General features: G+C 67.0%; 22 protein-coding genes and 1 riboswitch. Of the genes, 4 read left to right on the forward strand and 18 right to left on the reverse strand.

The features are described from left to right. Window positions 1-146 precede the first annotated feature (146 nt). From hisB to SB764_RS31430, 18 genes are all read right to left on the reverse strand, one after another. Window positions 147-734 (reverse strand): imidazoleglycerol-phosphate dehydratase HisB, encoded by a 588-nt coding sequence (gene hisB, locus SB764_RS31345; RefSeq protein ID WP_065062696.1) that lies wholly within the window; start codon window positions 732-734, stop codon window positions 147-149. Between the two features lie 81 nt (window positions 735-815). Continuing rightward, entirely contained in the window at window positions 816-1,892 is a 1,077-nt protein-coding gene (gene hisC / locus SB764_RS31350; protein ID WP_110328916.1) for a histidinol-phosphate transaminase, read from the reverse strand. A 266-nt stretch (window positions 1,893-2,158) separates the two neighbouring features. Next, window positions 2,159-3,478, reverse strand: a complete 1,320-nt coding sequence (gene hisD, locus SB764_RS31355; RefSeq protein WP_074987153.1) for a histidinol dehydrogenase — start codon at window positions 3,476-3,478, stop codon at window positions 2,159-2,161. Window positions 3,479-3,544: 66 nt separating this feature from the next. Continuing rightward, window positions 3,545-4,243 carry an ATP phosphoribosyltransferase gene (hisG, locus tag SB764_RS31360; RefSeq protein ID WP_065062697.1) on the reverse strand — a complete coding sequence of 233 codons (699 nt, stop codon included), beginning with the start codon at window positions 4,241-4,243 and terminating at the stop codon, window positions 3,545-3,547. Further along, a complete protein-coding gene (gene murA, locus SB764_RS31365) occupies window positions 4,240-5,502 on the reverse strand; it encodes a UDP-N-acetylglucosamine 1-carboxyvinyltransferase (protein WP_110328894.1) in 1,263 nt (420 codons plus the stop codon). The genes hisG and murA overlap by 4 nt, the downstream gene beginning before the upstream one ends. Before the next feature lie 108 nt (window positions 5,503-5,610). Continuing rightward, entirely contained in the window at window positions 5,611-5,850 is a 240-nt protein-coding gene (locus tag SB764_RS31370) for a BolA family protein (RefSeq protein ID WP_065062699.1), read from the reverse strand. A gap of 27 nt (window positions 5,851-5,877) precedes the next feature. Next, entirely contained in the window at window positions 5,878-6,633 is a 756-nt protein-coding gene (locus SB764_RS31375) for an ABC transporter permease (RefSeq protein ID WP_065062700.1), read from the reverse strand. Further along, complete coding sequence (locus SB764_RS31380) at window positions 6,630-7,565, reverse strand: ABC transporter ATP-binding protein (RefSeq protein WP_065062701.1); 936 nt, start codon at window positions 7,563-7,565, stop codon at window positions 6,630-6,632. The genes SB764_RS31375 and SB764_RS31380 overlap by 4 nt, the downstream gene beginning before the upstream one ends. Window positions 7,566-7,782: 217 nt before the next feature. After that, a complete protein-coding gene (locus tag SB764_RS31385; RefSeq protein ID WP_074987155.1) occupies window positions 7,783-8,055 on the reverse strand; it encodes a lipid asymmetry maintenance protein MlaB in 273 nt (90 codons plus the stop codon). Beyond that, on the reverse strand, window positions 8,052-8,684 hold the full coding sequence (locus SB764_RS31390; RefSeq protein WP_110328893.1) for a phospholipid-binding protein MlaC: 633 nt from the start codon (window positions 8,682-8,684) through the stop codon (window positions 8,052-8,054). Before SB764_RS31390 ends, SB764_RS31385 begins: the two co-directional genes overlap by 4 nt. A gap of 215 nt (window positions 8,685-8,899) precedes the next feature. Beyond that, the gene (locus SB764_RS31395) at window positions 8,900-9,892 is read right to left on the reverse strand and encodes a VacJ family lipoprotein (protein ID WP_065062707.1); all 993 of its coding nucleotides are present in this window, start codon (window positions 9,890-9,892) and stop codon (window positions 8,900-8,902) included. Between the two features lie 11 nt (window positions 9,893-9,903). Then, window positions 9,904-10,482, reverse strand: a complete 579-nt coding sequence (gene mlaD / locus SB764_RS31400) for an outer membrane lipid asymmetry maintenance protein MlaD (protein ID WP_065062821.1) — start codon at window positions 10,480-10,482, stop codon at window positions 9,904-9,906. Between the two features lie 124 nt (window positions 10,483-10,606). After that, on the reverse strand, window positions 10,607-11,383 hold the full coding sequence (gene mlaE, locus SB764_RS31405) for a lipid asymmetry maintenance ABC transporter permease subunit MlaE (RefSeq protein WP_065062709.1): 777 nt from the start codon (window positions 11,381-11,383) through the stop codon (window positions 10,607-10,609). Beyond that, a complete protein-coding gene (locus tag SB764_RS31410; RefSeq protein ID WP_065062711.1) occupies window positions 11,380-12,201 on the reverse strand; it encodes an ABC transporter ATP-binding protein in 822 nt (273 codons plus the stop codon). Before SB764_RS31410 ends, mlaE begins: the two co-directional genes overlap by 4 nt. A gap of 168 nt (window positions 12,202-12,369) precedes the next feature. Then, a complete protein-coding gene (thiE, locus tag SB764_RS31415) occupies window positions 12,370-13,482 on the reverse strand; it encodes a thiamine phosphate synthase (protein ID WP_082992120.1) in 1,113 nt (370 codons plus the stop codon). Further along, a complete protein-coding gene (locus tag SB764_RS31420) occupies window positions 13,482-14,297 on the reverse strand; it encodes a thiazole synthase (protein ID WP_065062713.1) in 816 nt (271 codons plus the stop codon). Before SB764_RS31420 ends, thiE begins: the two co-directional genes overlap by 1 nt. Before the next feature lie 52 nt (window positions 14,298-14,349). Then, window positions 14,350-14,547 (reverse strand): sulfur carrier protein ThiS, encoded by a 198-nt coding sequence (gene thiS, locus SB764_RS31425; protein WP_065062715.1) that lies wholly within the window; start codon window positions 14,545-14,547, stop codon window positions 14,350-14,352. 88 nt (window positions 14,548-14,635) lie between these two features. Next, window positions 14,636-15,769: an FAD-dependent oxidoreductase gene (locus tag SB764_RS31430; RefSeq protein ID WP_410865920.1), complete on the reverse strand. Its 1,134-nt coding sequence runs from the start codon at window positions 15,767-15,769 to the stop codon at window positions 14,636-14,638. 248 nt (window positions 15,770-16,017) lie between these two features. After that, window positions 16,018-16,130, reverse strand: a riboswitch (TPP riboswitch). Window positions 16,131-16,630: 500 nt separating this feature from the next. On the opposite strand from SB764_RS31430, the gene SB764_RS31435 reads away from it, so the two are divergent. The 4 genes from SB764_RS31435 to SB764_RS31450 all read left to right on the forward strand — a co-directional run bounded on the left by SB764_RS31435 (window position 16,631) and on the right by SB764_RS31450 (window position 22,283). Next, the gene (locus SB764_RS31435; protein ID WP_074987157.1) at window positions 16,631-18,388 is read left to right on the forward strand and encodes an ABC transporter ATP-binding protein/permease; all 1,758 of its coding nucleotides are present in this window, start codon (window positions 16,631-16,633) and stop codon (window positions 18,386-18,388) included. Next, on the forward strand, window positions 18,385-19,167 hold the full coding sequence (locus SB764_RS31440; RefSeq protein WP_410865921.1) for an SDR family NAD(P)-dependent oxidoreductase: 783 nt from the start codon (window positions 18,385-18,387) through the stop codon (window positions 19,165-19,167). Before SB764_RS31435 ends, SB764_RS31440 begins: the two co-directional genes overlap by 4 nt. A gap of 397 nt (window positions 19,168-19,564) precedes the next feature. Continuing rightward, window positions 19,565-20,881, forward strand: coding sequence for an MFS transporter (locus SB764_RS31445; RefSeq protein ID WP_080180421.1), 1,317 nt, complete (start codon window positions 19,565-19,567; stop codon window positions 20,879-20,881). Window positions 20,882-20,927: 46 nt separating this feature from the next. After that, window positions 20,928-22,283, forward strand: coding sequence for a D-amino acid dehydrogenase (locus tag SB764_RS31450; protein ID WP_065062725.1), 1,356 nt, complete (start codon window positions 20,928-20,930; stop codon window positions 22,281-22,283). Window positions 22,284-22,310 lie beyond the last annotated feature (27 nt).

A 22,310-nucleotide genomic window follows, 5' to 3' on the forward strand; every position in this document is an offset into this window, starting at 1 on the left:
CGGTTTGCTTCGTGCCCCGGCTTCGCGAGCAACTTCGGAGCGCCACCGCCCGGGCGCGCCGCCGATGCTGCTCAAACCCGTCAATCTACGCCTTGCGGCTCGCGCGCGCCCTTAACTGGCGCAGCGCGGAGCCCGCCAGCACCGCTTTACAGGCTGCCCTTGGTCGACGGAATCTTGCCGGCCTGGCGCTCGTCGAACTCGGCGGCCTGACGCAGCGCGCGGCCAAAGGCCTTGAACACGGTTTCCAGCTGATGGTGGGCATTGAGCCCGCGCAGATTGTCGATATGCAGCGTCACGCCCGCGTGATTGACGAAGCCGCGGAAGAATTCGATCGACAGGTCGACGTCGAAGGTGCCGATGCGCGCGCGCGTGAACGGCACGTGGAACTCCAGACCCGGACGGCCCGAGAAGTCGACCACGACGCGCGAGAGCGCCTCGTCGAGCGGCACGTAGGCATGGCCGTAGCGGCGGATGCCCTTCTTGTCGCCGATCGCCTGAGCGACCGCCTGGCCGAGCGTGATGCCGACGTCTTCCACCGTATGGTGGTCGTCGATCTGCGTGTCGCCATGCGCCTCGACTTCGAGATCGATCAGACCGTGTCGTGCGATCTGGTCGAGCATGTGGTCGAGAAACGGCACGCCGGTCGCGAGCTTCTGCTCGCCGGTGCCGTCCAGATTGATTTTGACGCGGATTTGCGTTTCGCTGGTGTTGCGAACGACTTGCGCGACGCGCATGGCAATTTCCTTCAAACAGCCCGTACAGGAGGGATTAGAGAACGAAGCGCGCTTCGGAATACGGTGAACAGTGGGGACGATTCACTTGAGCACAAGCTTCAGGGCGGCGATCAGTTGCGCGTTCTCGTCGGGGGTCCCGACGGTCAGGCGCACGCAATTCGCCAGCAATGGGTGCATTTTACTCACGTTTTTGATCAAAACCCGCGCGGTCAACAGGGTATCGAACACGGCGTGAGCATCCGGCACGCGCACCAGCAGGAAATTTCCCGCGCTCGGGAACACTTCGGCGCCCGGCAGTTTCGCCACTTCGGCGGCCAGTTGCGCCCGTCCGGCGCGCAGTTGCGCAGCCTGCGCGTCGAGCACGTCGAGGTGATCGAGCAGGAAAGCGGCCGCCGCCTGGGTGAGCACGTTCACGTTGTACGGCGGACGCACCTTGTCGAATTCGTCGAGCCACGCGGCGCGGCCCGCGAGATACCCCAGACGAATACCCGCGAGACCCAGCTTCGACATCGTGCGCATGACGACCACGTTCGGGAACGCGCCCGCGCGCGGCAGCCAGCTCGATTGCGCGAACGGCTGATACGCCTCGTCGATCACCACGAGCGAGCCCGCGGCGTCGGCGGCCGCGATCACGCGCTCGATGTCGGCGTCGTCGAACAGCGTGCCGGTCGGATTGTTCGGATACGCGAGCCAGATCACGGCCGGCTTGTGCTCGTCGATGGCGGCGAGCATGGCGTCGAGATCGAGCGTGAAGTCGGCGTTGAGCGGCACGCCGACGAAGTCGAGCTGCGCGAATTTCGCCGACATCGCGTACATCACGAAGCCCGGCACCGGCGCGAGCACCTTCGCGCCCGGCTTCGCGCACGCCATCGTGATCATGCTGATGATTTCGTCCGAGCCGTTGCCGAGCAGCACGTCGCAGTCGGCCGGCACGCGCAGCGCGGTCTTGAGCTTCGCCAGCAGCGCCTCGGGACGCGGTGCCGGATAGCGGTTCAACGCAACGCCCGCGAGATGCTCGCCCAGCTTCGCCGCCAGATCGGCGGGCAGCGGGAACGGGTTTTCCATCGCGTCGAGCTTCACGAAGCCGGATGCGTCGGGCACCGGGTAGCTCGTCATTGCGAGCACATCGGAGCGGATCAGATCTTGAGGTGTCGTCATGTCGGAAGGCTGGCGCGCGAGGCGGCAAGCCGGCAGGAACGGTCGATTCGCAGCGCCCGGCTGCATGACCGTCCAGGTGATCGTTGGTCTCGGGTTGTTATCGGTGCCTTTGGCAAGGCATTCGCGGGACCCTGGCACATTGCTGACTGCCGTGGCCCGGCTGGTTACTTCGGATTTCCAGGCATCGGGCGCGGCCTTAGCGCCGGGCGGCGCCGCGAACCGGGCTCGACGACGCCGATCGGTGCTGCTCGACCGGCGCGGCCCGATCAGCTCTGCTTCATGCGGTATTCGGCGCTGCGCGCGTGGGCTTGCAGCCCTTCGCCGTAAGCCAGTTCCGCCGCGATCTCGCCCAGCGTCTGCGCGCCTTCCGCGCTGACTTCGATCAGGCTCGAACGCTTGATGAAATCATAGACGCCCAGCGGCGACGAGAAACGTGCGGTACGAGACGTAGGCAGCACGTGATTCGGGCCGGCGCAGTAGTCGCCGAGGCTTTCGCTCGTGTAGCGGCCGAGGAAGATCGCGCCCGCGTGGCGGATTTCCGCGCCCCACTTCTGCGGCTCCAGCGCCGAGATTTCCAGATGCTCCGGCGCGATGTCGTTGGCGATCGCGCAGGCTTCGGCCATGTCGCGCACCTTCACGAGCGCGCCGCGATTCGTGAGCGACGTGGCGATCACGTCCGCGCGCGGCATGGTCGGCAGCAGTTCGTCGATGGCGGCTTCCACGCGCTTGATGAAGTTTTCGTCCGGGCACAGCAGGATCGACTGCGCGAGTTCGTCGTGTTCGGCCTGCGAAAACAGGTCCATCGCGACCCAGCGCGGATCGGTCGTGCCGTCGCAAATCACGAGGATTTCCGACGGACCGGCGATCATGTCGATGCCGACCGTGCCGAACACGCGGCGCTTGGCCGAGGCCACATAGGCGTTGCCCGGGCCGCAGATCTTGTCGACGGGCGGAATGGTCTGCGTGCCGTAGGCGAGCGCGCCCACCGCCTGCGCGCCGCCGACCGTGAACACGCGGTCGACGCCGGAGATCAGCGCGGCCGCCAGCACGAGCGGATTCTTCACGCCGTCCGGCGTGGGCACGACCATGACGATCTCGCGCACGCCCGCGACGCGCGCGGGAATCGCGTTCATCAGCACCGACGACGGATACGCCGCCTTGCCGCCCGGCACGTACAGGCCGACGCGGTCGAGCGGCGTGACCTTCTGGCCCAGCACGGTGCCGTCCGATTCGGTGTACTGCCAGCTATGCGAGCCGCACTCGATGCGCTGCTTCTCGTGGTAGCCGCGCACGCGCGCCGCCGCCGCTTCGAGCGCCGCGCGCTGCTTCGGTTCGAGACTTTCGAGCGCCGCCTCGAGTTCGCTGAACGGCAGTTCGAGCGCCGCGACGCTCGTGGCGTTCAGGCGGTCGAAGCGGTTCGTGTACTCGAGCACGGCGGCGTCGCCGCGCGCCTTCACGTCGGCGAGGATCTGCGCGACCGAGCGCTCGATGGCTTCGTCCTCGCTCGCCTCGAAAGCGAGCACCGCGCGCAGCGCCTTCTTGAAACCTTCGGCGCTGGAATCGAGTTTGCGCATCGTGATAGCCATGCTGGTATCCATCCGTATCGGTTGTGCGCGCGGCGCCTCACACGAGGCGCGCGGCGCGCGGACTACTTATGCGGCCTGCTCGCCGCGCGACGCGCGTTCGAACGCGTCGAGGAACGGCCGCAGCGCGGCGCGCTTGAGCTTGAGCGCCGCCTGATTGACGACGAGGCGCGACGAGATCGGCATGATCTCTTCGACTTCGGCCAGATTGTTGGCGCGCAGCGTGCCGCCGGTGCTCACCAGGTCGACGATCGCGTCGGCGAGGCCGACGAGCGGCGCCAGTTCCATCGAGCCGTACAGCTTGATGAGATCGACGTGCACGCCCTTGGCCGCGAAATGCTGACGCGCGGCTTCGGTGTACTTGGTCGCCACGCGCAGACGCGCGCCCTGGCGCACCGCGTTCGCGTAGTCGAAGCCCGCCTTGACGGCCACCGACAGACGGCAGCGCGCGATGTCGAGATCGACCGGCTGGTAGAGCCCGCCGCCGCCGTGCTCGTTGAGCACGTCCTTGCCCGCCACGCCGAAGTCGGCCGCGCCGTACTCGACATAGGTGGGCACGTCCGTCGCGCGCACGATGATCACGCGCAGGTTCGGATCGGTGGTCGGCAGGATCAGCTTGCGCGAAGTTTCCGGGTCTTCGGCCACGTGCACGCCCGCGGCGGCCAGCAACGGCATCGTCTCTTCGAAGATGCGGCCTTTCGAGAGCGCGAGCGTCAGCGGCGCGCTGGAGGCGGCGGCCGGCGTCGGCCTGGATTCGACCGTGCTCATGCTTCGCTCCCCTTGATGCGTTTCACGTTCGCGCCGAGCTTCGTGAGCTTCGCTTCCATGCGGTCGTAGCCACGGTCGAGGTGATAGATGCGGTCGATCAGCGTTTCGCCTTCGGCGCACATGGCGGCGATCACGAGGCTCGCCGACGCACGCAGATCGGTCGCCATGACCTTCGCGCCCGAGAGTTTTTCCACGCCCGCGATCAGCGCGGTCTTGCCGTCGATCGTGATGTGCGCGCCCAGGCGGTTCAGTTCCTGCACGTGCATGAAGCGGTTTTCGAAGATGTTCTCGACCACTTGCGAGGTGCCGTCGGCGATCGTGTTGAGCGCCATGAACTGCGCCTGCATGTCGGTCGGGAACGCCGGGTATTCCGAGGTGCGCAGATTCACGGCGCGCGCGCGTTCGTGCATGCGCACGCGCATCCAGTCGTCGCCCTCTTCGATCGTCACGCCCGCTTCGCGCAGCTTGTCCGTGACCGCGTCGAGCGTGTGCGGACGCACGTTGCGCAAGGTGACGTCGCCGCCCGTCGCCGCGACCGCGCACAGGAACGTGCCCGCTTCGATGCGGTCGGGAATAACCGTGTGTTGCGCGCCGTGGAGTTTCTCCACGCCCTGAATCACGAGGCGGTCGGTGCCGATGCCCTCGATCTTCGCGCCCATCGCCACCAGCAGGTGCGCGAGGTCGCCCACTTCCGGTTCGCGCGCGGCGTTTTCGATCACCGTCTCGCCGTCGGCGAGCACGGCGGCCATCAGCAGGTTTTCCGTGCCGGTGACCGTGATCATGTCGGTGACGATGCGCGCGCCCTTCAGGCGCTTGGCGCGTGCTTCGATGAAGCCGTGCTCGATGCTGATCTCGGCGCCCATCGCCTGCAGGCCCTTGATGTGCTGATCGACCGGACGCGCGCCGATCGCGCAGCCGCCCGGCAGCGACACCTTCGCCTCGCCGAAGCGCGCGACGAGCGGCCCGAGCACGAGGATCGAGGCGCGCATGGTCTTGACCAGTTCGTACGGCGCGACGAGGTTGTTCACGTTCGAGGCGTCGAGCTGCACGCGCGCGCCGTCCTGGCTCGTGCGCACGCCCATCTGGTTGAGCAGCTTGAGCGTCGTGCGCACGTCCTGTAGGTCGGGCACGTTGTCGAGATGAACGGGTTCCGCGCTCAGCAGACCGGCGCAGAGAATGGGCAGCGCGGCGTTCTTCGCACCGGAAACGGTGACTTCCCCTGCGAGCTTCTGCCCGCCGACGATGACGAGTTTGTCCATGCCTGAGGTTTCCTGATCGGTGCGGCCGCTGTGCGGCGCTGCGTCGAGTTGAGCGGCGCCGCTGGCTGCGGCGCCTTTATCCTGGGTAATTCGCACTGAGATTCCAGATTATGCGTTCTGCCATTCGGCGGGCGTGAGCGTCTTCATGCTGAGCGCGTGGATTTCCGCGCGCATGCGGTCGCCGAGCGCCGCATAGACGAGCTGATGGCGCTGGATCAGACGCTTGCCTTCGAAAGCCGACGAAACGACGACCGCGGAGAAGTGCGTGCCGTCGTCGCCCTCGACCTCCAGATGCTCGCACGCGAGCCCGGCCAGGATGTACTGCTTGAGCTGTTCCGAAGACAACATGGTGAGAGGCTCCTGCCTGAATTTCACTTAGTGGCGCAGCTTGTAGCCGCTTGCGAGCAGACGCATCGCGAGCGCGGCCAGCACCACGAAAAAGACGAAAACGATCGCGAGGCTCACGAGCGGGTTAATGTCGGACAAGCCGAAGAAACCGTAGCGGAAGCCGTCGATCATGTAAAAGAACGGGTTGAGCCGCGACACTTCGCGCCACACCGGCGGCAGCGTATGCGTCGAATAGAACACGCCCGACAGGAACGTGAGCGGCATGATGAGAAAGTTCTGAAACGCCGCGAGCTGGTCGAACTTCTCGGCCCAGATCCCGGCGATCAGGCCGAGCGTGCCGAGAATCGCCGAGCCGAGCACCGCGAAAGCGATGATGTAAAGCGGCGCGGCAAAGCTCATCGGAATGAACCAGATCGTCACGACGAACACGCCCGCGCCCACGGCGAGGCCGCGCACGATCGAGGCGAGCACGTAGGCGCCAAACATCTCCCAGGCGGCCAGCGGCGGCAATAAGACGAATACGAGATTGCCCGTGATCTTCGACTGGATCAGCGACGACGACGAATTCGCGAACGCATTCTGCAACACGCTCATCATCACGAGACCCGGAATCAGGAAGCTCGTGTACTCGACGCCCGGATAGACCTCCACGTGGCCGCGCAGCGCGTGACCGAAGATCGTCAGATAGAGCAGCGCGGTGATGACCGGCGCGAGCACGGTCTGGAAGGCGACCTTCCAGAAACGCAGCACTTCTTTGTAAAACAGCGTACGGAAACCGCTCATGCGAGCCCCTCGATCACTTCCGGACCGTTCATCACCTGCACGAAGACGTCTTCGAGATCGGCCTTGCGCACTTCCATTTCCTCGAGCTTGCAGCCGTTCGCGCGGCACAGCGCGAGGATGCGCTCCACGTCGTCGTAGCTGTTCAGGCGCAGCAGATGTTGATTGCCGCCGCCGTTCGGCAGATTCGAGGTATCGACTTCGAGCGCGCGCAATTCGGTCGGCAGTGCGCCTTCCGAGAAGCGCAGGAACAGTTGCGTGCCCGCGAAGCGCTGCAGCAGCGTGCTCGTGCGTTCGAGCGCCACGACTTCGCCGCGGCGCAGCATGGCGATGCGGTCGCAGAGTTCTTCCGCTTCTTCCAGATAGTGCGTGGTGAGCACGATGGTGTGCCCTTCGCGGTTCAGGCGCGCGATGAACTTCCAGAGCGTCTGGCGCAGTTCGACGTCGACGCCGGCCGTGGGCTCGTCGAGCACGATCACGGGCGGACGATGCACCAGCGCCTGCGCGACCAGCACGCGGCGCTTCATGCCGCCCGACAGCGCGCGCATGTTGACGTCGGCTTTCTCGGTGAGGTCGAGATTGGCCATGACTTCGTCGATCCACGCGTCGTTATTGCGCAGACCAAAGTAGCCGGACTGGATGCGCAGCGTCTCGCGCACCGTGAAAAACGGATCGAACACCAGTTCCTGGGGCACGACGCCGAGGTTGCGGCGCGCGTTGCGGTAATCGGTGACGACGTCGTGGCCGCGGACTTCGATCGTGCCTTCGTCGGCACGCGCGAGGCCGGCAAGCGCGCTGATGAGCGTCGTCTTGCCCGCGCCGTTCGGGCCGAGCAGCCCGAAGAACTCGCCCTCTTCGACCGTGAAGCTGACGCCTTTGAGCGCCTGAAGCTCTTTGTAGCGCTTCTTGACGTTGCGGATTTCTATGGCTGGCATGACTCGGACGCCGCCCGTGGTAAACGGTGCGGCCGGTAAGTGCATCAATGCTGCGGGGAAGACCGGAATTGGGGACGGCACAGGCCGTCTGCTGCGCTACCCGATCGAGCCGGGGCAACGCCCAAAAAACATTTGATTATAGGCCAAGTCGGAAGGCCCGGCCTGGGCCTGGCGTTGACTTGAAGGAGGACGCGGCGGCTCGGCGAGCCGCCGCGCGTCAATGTCGCTCGTGGAGGAGCGAATCGACGCCATAGGCGCGCGCGAGGGACGCGAGCGCGGCGGGCAGATTGACGACGTTCAGGATGGCGCCGCGTTGGCTCGCGGCACGCTGCCAGGCGAGCAGCACGGCGAGCGCGGACGAATCGAACTGCGTGAGCGGCGCGCAGTCGACGGCGGTCGCGCCCGACGCGATCTGCGCGAGCCCCGCCGAGAGCGCGGCCTTCGCGCTCTCGTGGGTCAGCGTGGCGCCGGTGGCGAAGCGCTCGCTCACGAAGCGGCCTTGCCCGAAGCCAGCTGCTGGTTACGCTGCGTGAGGAAGCTGATCAGCCCTTGCACGCCGCCCTGCTGGATCTTTTCCTGGAACTGCTGCTGGTACGCCTGGATCAGCCACGCGCCGAGCACGTTGATGTCATACACGCGCCAGCCTTGCGCCGTCTTGTACAGGCGGTAGTCGAGTTCGATCGGCTGGCCGTTGTTCACAACGGTCGAACGGACCACGACGTCGGTGTCGTCCGGGTTCGCGCGGAACGGCTTGTAGTCGATCTGCTGGTCGCGCACCTGGGCGAGCGCGCCCGAGTACGTGCGGATCAGCAGCGTCTTGAACTGTTCGATGACCTGTTGCTGCTGGTCGGGCGTTGCCGCGCGCCAGTTGCGGCCCATCGCGAGCTGCGTGGTGCGGCGGAAGTCGGTGTACGGCAGGATCTTCTCGTTGACCAGTTGCGTGATCTTGCTGATGTCGCCGGACTGGATCGACTTGTCGCCCTTGATCTGGTCCATGACCTGCTGCGTGATCGTCTTGACCATCGCGTCGGGGTTGCTGGTGTCGACGGTCTGCGCGGATGCCGTGCCGGCGAACGCGAAGAACATGGCGAAAATCGGGAACAACAAGAATTTTTTCATAGTGAGTCCTGCAAGTTGGGGAGGCGCGATTTCGGGCGATGAGCCCCGAATCGCGCCTGTTATTCGAGCCAACGATAGCACGCGAGTTCTATCGCACTGAGTCAAAGAGTGCCAGGAAATTGCGACAAGCGTTTCAGCTTGTTACGTCGGACCTGAGCGCTCCGGACGCCGGCGAACCGGCGTTCCACCCCGCGCGAACCACCCGCCGCCGCCTCTCAACGCAGACGCAGGAGGCTCGGAAAGCCGATGCGCGCGGGCGGGACGACGTCGCCGCCCGGCACCGTGGTCTGCGAGGCGGCCGAAGCCGGCTCCGCCGCTGCGCCAGCCGGACCTTCCAGCGTGGCCGGTGCAGCAACCGTGGCCGACGCGCCTTCCGGCACGGCGGGCGCCATGCTGGCCGCCGTAGGCGTAGCAGCACGTGCCGCGCCCGATGCCGGCGCCGCTGCCGCCGCGCCCTGATCGGCGTCTTCGTAGTTCGGCGGCGGCGTGTCGCCGTAGTCCGGCAGGCTGCCATCCGACGACGCGTGGCCGTCCGACAGCAGATAGCGGCGGCGCTGCAGGTAGGTGTTGCGCACGAACGAGTACTTGTCGATCGCCGCGCCTTCCAGCAGGTCGCTCGCGCCCAGCAGATTCGCGCGCGTGCTCACCACGTTCAGGCCGTAGAGGCCCCACGAGAGCGCCGCCGGATCGACATAGGTGAGCGGGTTGATGAAGTAGTTGCCGACGAGGCCCACGCCGTCACGCACCGTGCTCGGCCCGAACAGCGGCAACACGAGGTAAGGACCGGCGGGCACGCCGTAGTGGCCGAGCGTCAGGCCGAAGTCCTGATTGTGCTTGGGCAGCTTGGCGAGCGTCGCCACGTCGAACAGGCCGCCGACACCGAAGACCGTGTTGATCACGATCCGCATGATGTCTTCGACGCCGTCGGTGATCTTCAACTGCAGCAGGTTGTTGGCCGCGTTGTAGACGTCGCCGATATTCGCGAAGAAGTTCGTCACGCTGTCACGCACCGGCTGCGGCGTGATCTTCACGTAACCCTTCGCGACCGGCTTGAGCGCGTACTGGTCGACCTTGTCGTTGAAGGTGTAGACGGTGCGGTTGAAGCCTTCCCACGGATCGTCCTTCGACGGCGTCTGCACCGTCGAGCACGCCGTGAGGGCGAGCGCCGCGACGCCGATCGAAACGGCGCGCATGCGTGTGGTCATCATCGTTTTTCTCCTTATTGCGCCGCCGCGCCCGAACCGGCTGCTGCCGGCGCGGGTGCCTGGACCGGCGCGGCGCTATCCCCGCCTGCCGGACCATTTGCGGCCCCACTTCCACTGTTACCCGATTTCGACGCGCCCGAGTCGGCAGCCTTGCTGTAGAGGAACTGGCCGATCAGGTTTTCGAGCACGATGGCCGACTGCGTCATCGAGATGGTATCGCCGGCCTTGAGCATTTCCGTGTCACCGCCCGGCTCCAGACCGATGTACTGCTCGCCGAGCAGACCCGAGGTCAGGATCTTCGCGGACGAATCCTTCGGAAACTGATACTGCTGGTCGAGATTGATCGTGACCAGCGCCTGGTACGTGTTCGAGTCGAAGCCGATCGACGCCACGCGACCCACGGTCACGCCCGCGCTCTTCACGGGCGCGCGCGGCTTGAGGCCGCCGATATTGTCGAACTTGAGCTTCACGGGGTAAGTCGCCTGGAACGACAGCGAGCTCATGTTCCCGGCCTTCAGCGCGAGAAACAGCAGGGCAATGAAGCCCAGCACCACGAACAGGCCGACCCAGAAGTCGAGAGCAGTCTTTTTCATCGTCATCCCAATGAGAATCCGTTGCGGCGGCGCGCGGCCCGAAAGCCCGTTGCGCCTGCCGCGTCGCCCCGCCGTTCGCGTTCGACCCGGTCGAAACGCGAGACGCCGGAGCGCCTGGCTTTATTTAGCTGAACATCAGTGCGGTGAGCAGGAAGTCGAGGCCGAGCACCGCGAGCGACGCGTACACCACCGTCTTGGTGGTCGCGCGCGACACGCCTTCGGGCGTGGGCTTCGCCTCGTAACCCTGATACAGCGCGGTGAACGTGACGGCGAAACCGAACACGATGCTCTTGATCACGCCGTTGCCGACGTCGGCCCAGACATCGACGCCGCCTTGCATCTGCGACCAGAACGCGCCCGAATCGACGCCGATCAGCAGCACGCCCACCACATAACCGCCCAGCACGCCGACCGCGCTGAAAATGGCCGCCAGAATGGGCATGGCGATCACGCCCGCCCACATGCGCGGCGCCACCACGATGCGCACCGGGTCCACCGCCATCATTTCCATCGCCGTGAGCTGCTCGCCCGCCTTCATCAGGCCGATTTCGGCCGTGAGCGAAGTGCCCGCGCGACCCGCGAACAGCAGCGCCGTGACCACCGGACCCAGCTCGCGCACGAGCGACAGCGCGACCAGCAGACCGAGCGCCTGCTCCGAACCGTAGCGGTTGAGCGTGTAATAGCCTTGGAGACCGAGCACGAAGCCGACGAACAGGCCCGAGACCGCGATGATCAGCAGCGAATAATTACCGACGAAGTGGATCTGCTTCGTGACAAGACGCGGACGGCGCAGCAGCGGGAAAAATTCCAGCACGAGGCGCACGAAAAACCGCGTGGCATGGCCCGCGCGCGCGATGGCGTCGAGCACTGCGCGGCCGACTGAACTGATGGCGCCGGTCATGAGCGGCCTCCGCCAATGCCGAAGTCCGCGCCGAGCGGCACGTTCGTCGGGTAGTGGAAACGGAACGGGCCGTCCGGCGCGCCGTCGATGAACTGGCGCACGATCGGATCGGTCGAGGCGCGCAGTTCGTCGGGCGTGCCCTGCGCCTGCACCTTGCCGTTCGCGAGGAAATACACGTAGTCGGCAATCGCGAACGACTCGGGCACGTCGTGCGTGACGAGGATCGACGTCGCGCCGAGCGCGTCGTTGAGCGTGCGGATCAGGTTCGCGGTAATGCCGAGAGAAATGGGGTCGAGTCCTGCAAAGGGCTCGTCGTACATCATGAGTTCGGGGTCGAGCGCGATTGCGCGCGCGAGCGCGACGCGGCGCGCCATGCCGCCCGAGATTTCCGACGGCGCGAGGTCGCGCGCGCCGCGCAGGCCCACGGCGTTGAGCTTCATGAGCACGAGGTCGCGGACCAGTTCTTCGGGCAGGTCGGTGTGCTCGCGCAGGGCGAACGCGACGTTGTCGAACACCGACATGTCGGTGAACAGCGCGCCGAACTGGAACAGCATGCCCATCTTGCGGCGCAGCGCGTAGAGGCCTTCGCGCGTTTGCGCGCCGACGTCCTGGCCGTGAAACAGCACCTGGCCGCGCTGCGCGCGCACCAGGCCGCCGATCAGGCGCAGCACCGTGGTTTTGCCGCCGCCGGAGCCGCCCATGACCGCAATGACCTGACCGCGCCCGAAGCGCATGTTCAGTCCGGACAGGACGAGCCGATCGCCGTAACCGAAGTCGACGTCGCGCAGCTCCAGAAGGGTCTCAGAGGTTGAGGGCACGTGGCTGACAGTCCATTTACACGAAGGCGGGATTATAGGGCCATCGTGGAATTGCTGCCGTGATGCGCCCATGCCGCTTGATGCAGTCGGAAAGGCCGTGAAAGGCCCCGCTGCTCGCTCCTCGCGCCGGTCACGCAACAGGGGCGCGACCGGCGACGAGGCGGACCATTATTGCGTAAACGCGTTGCGCAGCGCAGCAACGGCGGCAGCCGGATCGGCGGCTTCCGTGACGGCGCGCACGACGGCGGCGCACGGCGCGCCGGTGGCGAGGACGGCGGGCAAGGCGGCGGCGTCGATGCCGCCGATCGCGACCATCGGCACCACGCCGTCGAGCAGCTGCACGTAGCGTGCGAGACGCTTGAGACCTTGCGGCGCGGTCGGCATCTGCTTGGTGGTGGTGGCGAACACCGCGCCGCACGCGATATAGCTTGGGCGGAAGTGCAGCGCCGTCAGCATCTCGAAATAGCCGTGCGTCGACAGACCGAGGCGCGTGCCCGACGCCGCGATCGCGTTCAAATCGGCTTCGCGCAGATCTTCCTGGCCCAGATGGATGCCGTAAGCGCCCGCCGCCAGGGCGGCCTGCCAGTGATCGTTGATGAACAATTGCGCGTCGTGCTTGCGGCCCGCCGCGACGCAGCGCTCGATTTCACGCGTAAGTTCCGGCGATTCAGGCTGCTTGCTGCGCAGCTGCACGGTCGTCGCGCCGTAGTCGAGCACGCGCTCGACCCAGTCGGCGCTCGGCAGCACGGGATACAGGCCGAGCCGCGCCGGGCAAGGCGCGAAGGGCTGCGCGGGCGCGTCGGGAAGACCGAGCACGCGCGGGAAGCGCGCGATGTCGACCGGCCAGGCGTCGGTTTGCTGTTCGTCGCCGTCGCGCCAGGCGAGTGCGAGCACGAGCGCGTCGTGCGGATCGAAACCGCAGTCGAGGAACGCCGCCAGCGCCGGGATCCAGTCCTCGGCCAGCGCGCCTTCGAGCGCGTAGCGCTCGCCGCCCAGATGCAGCGTGACGCGCGCCTCGCGCGGATCGTCGCCGGCAGCTTCGATCACACCCGCGCCTTGCGTCATCCAGCGCGCGATGTTCGCGAGATGCGGCGCAGCGTCGGTCACGACGATCAGATCGCCGCCGTTGGGCGCGTCGGGCGGCGTCAGGCAGATGCGCCACGGCGCCTGCGTCGCCGCCCAGTCGCCCAGTCGCGCGCGGATGCGTTCCGCCGTGGCGGTCAGCGCGTCGGCGGGTGGCCAGAACAATTCACGGCCCTGAAAATGCAACGTTTCACTCATTACTTGCCTCCATCCTGGTGCCAGAACGGCATGCCGACGACCGGCGTGCTCGCCACAGCGGCTTCGCGCTCGGCCATCGGTCCGGCGAGAAACGCGCTGCGCCCCGCCTCCACGCCCAGCGCGAACGCGCGCGCCATCGCGTCGGGGTGCGTCGCCTGCGCGACCGCCGTGTTCAGCAGCACGCCGTCGAAACCCCACTCCATCACCTGCGCCGCGTGCGACGGCAGACCGAGGCCCGCATCGACGATCAGCGGCACGTCGGGCAGCCGCTCGCGCAGCACACGCAAACCGTACGGATTGATCACGCCCTTGCCGGTGCCGATCGGCGCGCCCCACGGCATCAGCGCCTCGCAACCCGCGTCGAGCAGACGACGGCCGATCACGAGGTCCTCGGTGCAGTACGGCAGCACCTTGAAGCCGTCCTTCACGAGCCGCGCGGCGGCTTCGATCAGGCCGACCGGATCGGGCTGGAGCGTGTAGTCGTCGCCGATCAGTTCGAGCTTGATCCAGTCGGTGTCAAACACCTCGCGCGCCATGTGGGCCGTGGTGACGGCTTCGTTGACGGTGAGGCAGCCCGCCGTGTTCGGCAGCAGCGGCACGCCGTGGCGCTTGAGCAGATCGAAGAAACCGGCTTCGGCGCCGCCCTCGTTCATCTGGCGGCGCAACGCGACGGTGATCATGCCGGGCCGCGCGGCCGCCATCGAATCGGACAGCGATTGCAGCGACGGATAGCGCGACGTGCCAAGCAGCACGCGGCTCTGGAAAGTTTCGCCGTAGAGCGTGAGCGCGTCGGCGGTCGGTTGAAGCGTGGTCATGGCGGAAATCCTGGTCGGGTGGCGTGGGCGCGCGGATCGGCTAGCGGCCGTATCAGCCGCCGGCCACCGGGCTCACGACGTCGAGGCGGTCGCCCGCCGACAATGCGCGCGCGCCGTGCTGGGCGCGCGCCACGAAATCGCCATTCACGGCGACGGCGAACGGCGGACGCGCGCCGAACGCGACCAGCGCGTCGGCGACGGTCGCGCCCTCGGGGAGCGTGAGCGGCTTCTGATTGATCTGAATGTCCATAACGATTCGTCTGACTACGTGTGTTTCATGCGGCGCAAGCGGCGCGCCGTCGTGTCCATCGTGTTCCTGTTCGCGGATAGCGACGCGCTCAGGCCGGTTCGTGCGCACGCGGCGCGGCTTCGGCGCGGCGGTCGTGCAGCATCGCCGGCCAGCGCGATTCGGCGCGCAGCGCCTCGAATCCGTCGGCGTTCTGCATGCGTCCGGCCAGCAAGGCTTCGGCCACTCGCACCGCTTCGTCGGCGACGGCGGGCGCGATCATGAAACCGTGGCGATACAGGCCGTTCACGCGCAACGTGTTGTCGCCGTCCCAGAAGAACGCGGGGCGATGGTCGGGCAAGGTCGGGCGGCACTGCGAATTGAGTTCGAGAATGCGCGCCTCGCCGAACGCCGGATGCACGGCGAACGCCGCGCTCAGCAGTTCGAGCGCCGAGCGCACGCTCACCGGCGAGCGGTCCTCGCCTTCGATTTCGGTCGCGCCAATCACGTAGACATCGTTCTGCTTCGGCGCGATATAGAGCGGATAACGCGGATGCAGCAGGCGCACCGGACGCGTGAGCCCGATGCCCGGCGCGTGCACGCGCGCGACTTCGCCGCGGATGCCGCGCAGCGCGGGCAGCGCGGGTTTCGCGCCGAGTCCGCGGCAATCGATCGTCACGCGCGCGGGCGGCGGATTCGCGTCGTCGACCGTGGTGTTCCAGTGCGTTTGCACGCCGCGCTGCGCGAGGCCCGCGGCGAGCGCGGCCAGCGCCTGGCGGTTGTCGAGCTGACCTTCGCCGTCGAGCAGCCAGCCGCGCGCGAAACGCCCGGCGAGCGCCGGTTCGGCGGCGTCGAGCTGAGCGCCCTGGAGCGTCGTGAAATGCGCGTCGGCGAGCGCGCGCGGCGCGTTGGCGCGCACGCGGCGTTCGAACAGCGGTGCTTCGGTGCGATCGGCGTGATGCCAGACCACGAGCGTGCCGTTGCGCTGGAAGAAGACGGGTTCGGGCAGCTCGGCGAGAATGCGCGGCCAGGTGTCGAGCGATTCGACGCCCAGTTCGGTGATCAGCAGTTCGGCGACGGCGGCTTCCGCGAGCGGCGCGAGCATGGCCGCCGCGACCCAGGCCGCGGCTTCACCGCCCTCGGGACCGCCGCGCTCGTAAAGCGCCACGCGATGCCCGGCGCCCGCGAGTCGCCACGCGACGAGGCGTCCGCACAGGCCGCCGCCGAGCACGGCGAAATCGGGCACGACAGAGGGCGCCGAAGCATCCGGCGAGGCTTCCAGAATCGGGGAGCGAACTGATTGAGGTGAAGAAGGTGCGGTCATCGGATCCTTTCCGTACGGCAACAAGCATGCGTACCCAAGGACGAAACCGGCTGGCAAAGCCGGCCGTGCAAACGATGCGCGCGAAAACTAACTGCACTGCACGCGTTGCCCGGCGGGAATCTGGACGCCACGCCCGAACCGGAGGAACGGACTCGAAAAAGCGGCGCCAGCAAGACTTTCCGGAAACTTCCCGCGCCGGTATTACCCGGATCGGGTGCGAAGGGTCTCTCTCAGCCTCACGGCGGCATGCAGGCATACCGGTGAAGCACCCCTGTTTCGTCAGCAGTCATTAGACCACAAAAGGCGCGCGCGCCGCAAACCGCCCGGCAGGCCGGTTTATAGGCTGCCGATGCTGCATTGCGGGCGTTTTCGTGGGGTTTTGTGCGGGTTTTTCTGTGTTTTCTTCACGCGCTTTCCGCTGCTTTCCGGGCTGTGCCGCTCAGTGCGCCCGGCGGCCTTTTCGTCTCCACGCGCGGGCCGCGGCGGCCCCTAAAAATGGGGGGCGCAAGCGGCGCTCTGGCACAATGCCCCGAACCCCGTATGCCGCCCGGCCGCTTTCGGGCGGTGAGAGAATGGGGCGCGCGTGGCCCAACGTGGCCGAGCGTGGCCCAACGTGGCATTAAGACTCACTTAAGCGGCTCGCGACAGAATCGCTAGCAAGTCCGTCCACCGCGTGCCGTACGCGACTCGCGCCGCGTTCGCGAAAGACGCGGCCAAGGACGGCGCAAGGCGGCATACCGGACATACACGGCAACACCATCAGGGCACAACATCAGGACGCTCATGACCAACCACACTCCCCGCGCCACGCCGGATCAGAACGAGCATCACAAGATCACGGCCTGGAGCCTCATCAAGCCCTACTGGGTGTCCGAGGAACGCTGGATCGCATGGGGCCTGCTCGTCGCGATCATCGCGATGAATCTCGCCGTTGTGTGGATCAACGTGCGTCTGAACGGCTGGAACGCGGACTTCTACAACGCCCTGCAAACCAAGGACGTCAAACAGTTCCCGCATCTGCTGATGATCTTCACGGCGCTTGCGTTCGGCTTCATCATCCTGGCGGTGTACGGGCGGTATCTTCGCCAGATGCTCGGCTTCCGCTGGCGCCAGTGGCTCACCACGCACTATCTGAACGACTGGCTTCGGCAGGGCGCGTTCTACCGCATCGAGCGCGACCGTCTCGCCGACAACCCCGACCAGCGTATCAGCGACGACCTGCAATCGTTCGCCACCAGCACGCTCTCGCTGACGCTCGACCTGCTCTCGACGGTCGTCACGCTGATCTCGTTCATCACGATCCTGTGGACCATCGCGGGCGCGCTCACCTTCTCGCTGGGCGGCACGCCCATCACGATTCCGGGCTACATGGTCTGGGCCGCCGCGCTCTACGCCGTGTTCGGGTCGCTCGTGATCCAGAAGGTCGGCCACCCGCTCGTGTCGATCAACTATCAGCAACAAAAGGTGGAAGCGGACTTCCGCTTCGGCCTGATCCGCCTGCGTGAAAACGCCGAGCAGATCGCGCTCTACGACGGCATGCAAACCGAGCGCAGCAATGCGCAGGGCCTCTTCGAGCACATCCGCGAAAACTGGTGGCGCGTGATGAAGTACACGAAGCGCCTCACCTTCGTGCTGAGCTTCTACGGCCAGATCGCCATCATCTTCCCGCTCGTCGTGGCCGCGCCGCGCTACTTTGCGGGCGCCTTCACGTTCGGCGTGCTGATGCAGATCTCGCAGGCCTTCGGCACCGTGAGCGACTGCTTCTCGTGGTTCATCAACAGTTACGCGAGCCTCGTCGAGTGGCGCGCCACCGTGAACCGTCTGCGCGAATTCGTGCGCGTGGTTCACTCGCCGCGTCTGAAGGAAAGCGTCTCGCCGGCCACCGAGCATGGCGGCATCAATCTGCATTACGTCGACGCGGAGCAACTGAGCACCGAGCACCTCAAGCTCGCGCTGCCCAACGGCCAGCCGCTTTCGGAAGTGCGTGACATCGCCATCAAGCCGGGCTCGCGCTGGCTCGTGCGCGGCCCGTCGGGCGCGGGCAAGAGCACGCTGATGCGCGCGCTCGCGGGCCTCTGGCCGTTCGGCGAAGGCTCGATCGACGCGCCCGTGGATGCGCGCATGATGTTCATCCCGCAGCAGAGCTATCTGCCGATCGGCACGCTCAAGGCCGCGCTCACCTACCCCTCGCCCGCCGACGACTACAGCGACGAAGACTGCCGCGAAGCCCTGCGCGCCTGCCGTCTCGAAGGCTACGTCGATCGCCTGGACGAATCGGCGCACTGGACGCGCGTGCTCTCGCCGGGCGAACAGCAGCGTCTCGCGGGTGCGCGCGTGCTGCTGCACAAGCCCGACTATCTGTTCCTCGACGAAGCGACCAGCGCGCTCGATCCGGACAACGAAAGCCGTCTCTACAAGCTCTTCATGGAGCGTCTGCCGAAGGCGGCGATCGTGAGCGTGGCGCATCGCGAATCGCTCGAGGCGTATCACCACGACACGCTCGAAATCGCTCGCTCGCCTGAAGAGCGCGTGGCGGCGTGAGCGCCGAAAGCCGCGCGGCGTCCGGCGAACGCGTCGTCCTGATCACGGGCGCGGGCTCCGGCATCGGCGCGGCGCTCGCGCGCAGGCTCGCCGCGCCAGGGGTGGCGCCGATGCTGCACGCACGCGGCGCCGACGCGGCCTCGCGCACCCGTCTCGCCGATGTCGCGCAAACGTGCGAAGCGCGCGGCGCGGTCTGCGCGACGGCTTGCGCCGATCTCGCCAATGAACCCGCCGCGCATCTGATCGACGCCACGCTCGAACGCTTCGGCGCGCTCGATCAGCTCGTCGCCAACGCGGGCCACGCGCAGCGCCAGACGCTGGCCGCACTCGACACCGATGTGCTCGGCGCCGCGTTCGCCGCGATGCCCGCCGCGTTCGCGTCGCTCGTTCGCAGGGCGCAACCCGCGCTGATACGCTCGGCGCGCGGACGCGTGGTGGCGGTGAGTTCGTTCGTCGCGCATCGCTATCGCGCCGACGCGCCGTTCGCGGCCACGGCCGCCGCGAAGGCCGCGCTCGAATCGCTCGCAAAAACCGCCGCCGCCGAACTCGCACCGCACGGCGTGAGCGTGAATTGCGTCGCGCCCGGCTACACGCGCAAGGACGCCGGTCCCACGCCGGAGAACGCGCCCGCTTGGGCGCGCGCCGCCGAAGTCACGCCGCTGGGCCGCGTGGCCGATCCCGCCGATATCGCCGAACTGATCGCCTTCCTGCTTTCCGACGCCGCGCGTCACATCACCGGCCAGACCATCCACATCGACGGCGGACTGACGCTGGGCTGATTCTCCCGCGCGCATCACGCATTGGTTCGCTCGCCGGCGAATCAAACGCCACGCACGACACCTGCGCGACACTCGCGCATACCCGCGCCACGCCGCACGCCACCCACAAACCGCGCACGCAGCGCAAACATCGCCCACGCAAATCGCACGTGAAGCGAACACGCGTGCACCATCGCGCAAAATCGCGAGCGAAAGCGCACACAATGCCCCGCATCCTGAGGGCTTCCCTGGCCGCGACAGCCTGTCGCACCGTAAAATAGCGCCGTTCGAGCATCGGCGGCCCGCCAGCAGCGCGCGCCTCGACGCATCGCCAGCGGCCCGCGCCACCGGACGCCGCTTTCGCCACCCGTCGCCACGCCGGTCGTGGCGCGCACAACAATCCTGGGGACGACGCGCGATGGCAGCATTTCAATGGTTCAAGGAACTGAACGCACGCGAGCGCCGCACGCTCTACGCGGGCTTCGGCGGCTACGCCGTCGATGCGTTCGACTTCATGATCTACTCGTTCCTGATCCCGACGCTCATCGCCACGTGGGGCATGACGAAAAGCGAGGCGGGCATGATCGCCACCAGCTCGCTGATCTCGTCGGCGATCGGCGGCTGGCTCGCGGGCATCCTCGCCGATCGCTACGGCCGCGTGCGCGTGCTGCAATGGACCATCGCCACGTTCGCGCTCTTCACCTGTCTCTCCGGTTTCACGCACTCGTTCTGGCAACTGCTCGCGACGCGCACGCTGCAAGGCGTCGGCTTCGGCGGCGAATGGTCGGTCGTCACGATCATGATGGCCGAGACGATCCGCTCGCCGCAGCATCGCGCCAAGGCCGTGGGCACCGTGCAGAGCAGCTGGTCGTTCGGCTGGGGCGCGGCGGCGATTCTCTACTGGGCCTTCTTCGCGCTGCTGCCCGAGGAATACGCGTGGCGCGCGTGCTTCTGGATCGGCATCCTGCCCGCGCTGTGGATTCTCTACGTGCGCCGCAACGTGAGCGACCCCGAGGTGTTCCTGCAGACGCGCCGCGCGCGCGAGGCCGGCGACGTGCAAGGCCACTTCCTGCAGATCTTCGCGCCCGCGCATCTGGCGACCACGCTGCTCGGCAGCGCGCTGTGCACCGGCATGCTCGGCGGCTACTACGCGATCACCACCTGGCTGCCCACCTATCTGAAGACGGTGCGCCATCTGTCCGTATTCAACACGAGCGGCTATCTGATCGTGCTGATCGTCGGCTCGTTCACGGGCTATATCGTCGGCGCGATTCTGTGCGACAAGATCGGCCGGCGCGCGTCGTTCATCCTGTTCGCGATCGGTTCGTTCGCGCTCGGCATGGCCTACACGATGCTGCCGATCACCGATGCCGCGATGCTCGCGCTCGGCTTTCCGCTCGGCATCGTCGTGCAGGGCATTTTCGCGGGCGTCGGCGCCTATCTTTCCGAGCTTTACCCGAACGCGATCCGCGGCTCGGGACAGGGCTTCTGCTACAACCTCGGACGCGGTCTCGGCTCGTTCTTTCCGATCCTCGTCGGCACGCTCGCGCAGACCACGACGCTCGTGAAAGCGATCGGTACGGTGGCGGGCGCGGGCTATCTGCTCGTGATCGTCTCGGCGCTGTGTCTGCCGGAAACGAAGGGCAAAGTGCTGGCCGATCATGGCGCGTCAGACATTGCCGATCAGCAGGCTCAGAAGCAAGCCCGGCCGCCTGCGGACTCCGCTGCACGATGAGCCCGAACATGCTGCAATACCTTCCGTCCCTCTCACTACGACCGGCATGAAAACGATCGTCCTCGGCGCCGGTGTGATCGGCGTCGCTACTGCGTACTATCTGAGCGAACGAGGCTGCGACGTCACGGTCATCGAGCGCGAGCCGGGCGTCGCGCTCGGCACGAGCTTCGGCAACGCGGGCGTCATCGCGCCTGGCTACGTCACGCCGTGGGCCGCGCCGGGCATGCCGGCCAAGCTCCTCAAATACCTCCTCAAACCCACTTCGCCGCTGATCTTCCGCCCCGCGCTGGACGCCGCGCAGTGGCGCTGGATCGCGCGCTGGCTGCGCGAATGCGACCTCGCGCGTTTTCGCGTGAACAAGCAGCGCATGCAGCGCATCGCTTACTACAGCCGCGAATGTCTGCACGCGTTTCGCGCGCAGCATGCGTTCGAGTACGGCCGCAGCCAGGGCTATCTGCAACTCTTTCGCAGCGACTACGACGTCGAGCTCGCGCAGCCCGCGCTGAACGTGCTGCGCGACGCGGGCATCGCGTATCGCGAACTCGACGCCGATGCCTGCGCGCAGATCGAACCGGGCCTCGCGTGGTCGCGCGTGAAGCCGGTCGCGGGCATCTATCTCCCCGACGACGAAGCGGGCGACTGCGCGCGCTTCACGCGCGAGCTGCGCGCCGTGTGCGAGGCGCGCGGCGTGAAGTTCGTCTTCGATACCGAAGTGCTCGCGCTCGAATCCGCGGGCGGCAAGGTGACGGGCGTGCGCGTGCGCGCGGTGCCGGGCCGCGAGGCGCGCAACCGTCGCGAACAGCGGCGCGCGCCCGCCGAAGTGCTGCGCCCCGCCGATCTCGCCGAACCCGCCGCCGACACCTCGCCGCACACGCTGGCCGCCGATGCCGTGGTGGTCGCGCTCGGCGTGGAAAGCGCGGCGCTCGTCGCGCCGCTGGGCGTGCGCGTGCCGCTCTATCCGGTGAAGGGTTACTCGGCCACGCTGCCGGTCGTCGACGAGCACAAGGCGCCGCGCGCCGCGCTCATGGACGAGTCGCTCAAGACCGCGATCACGCGTTTCGGGCCGTATCTGCGCGTGGCGGGCACGGCGGAGCTCGGCAACCATCGCACGACGCTGCGCGAGCAGGCGCTGCAAACGCTCATGAAAGTGCTCGACGACTGGTTTCCGCACGCGGCCACGCCGTCGTCGGCGCAATTCTGGGTCGGCAGGCGGCCGATGGTGCCGGACGGCGCGCCGCTGCTGGGCGCCTCGGGCGTCGACGGCTTGTGGATGAACGTCGGCCACGGCTCGACGGGCTGGGCGATGTCGATGGGATCGGGCCGCGTGGTCGCCGATCTCGTGACGCAGCACCGGCCGGACATCGATCTCGACGGGCTGACGCTGGCGCGCTACCGGCGCTGACGCTGAACGCGCGAGGCGGGAGACGCG

This window comes from Paraburkholderia sp. SIMBA_027 (assembly GCF_046535315.1).
Taxonomy (GTDB): Bacteria; Pseudomonadota; Gammaproteobacteria; order Burkholderiales; family Burkholderiaceae; genus Paraburkholderia; species Paraburkholderia tropica.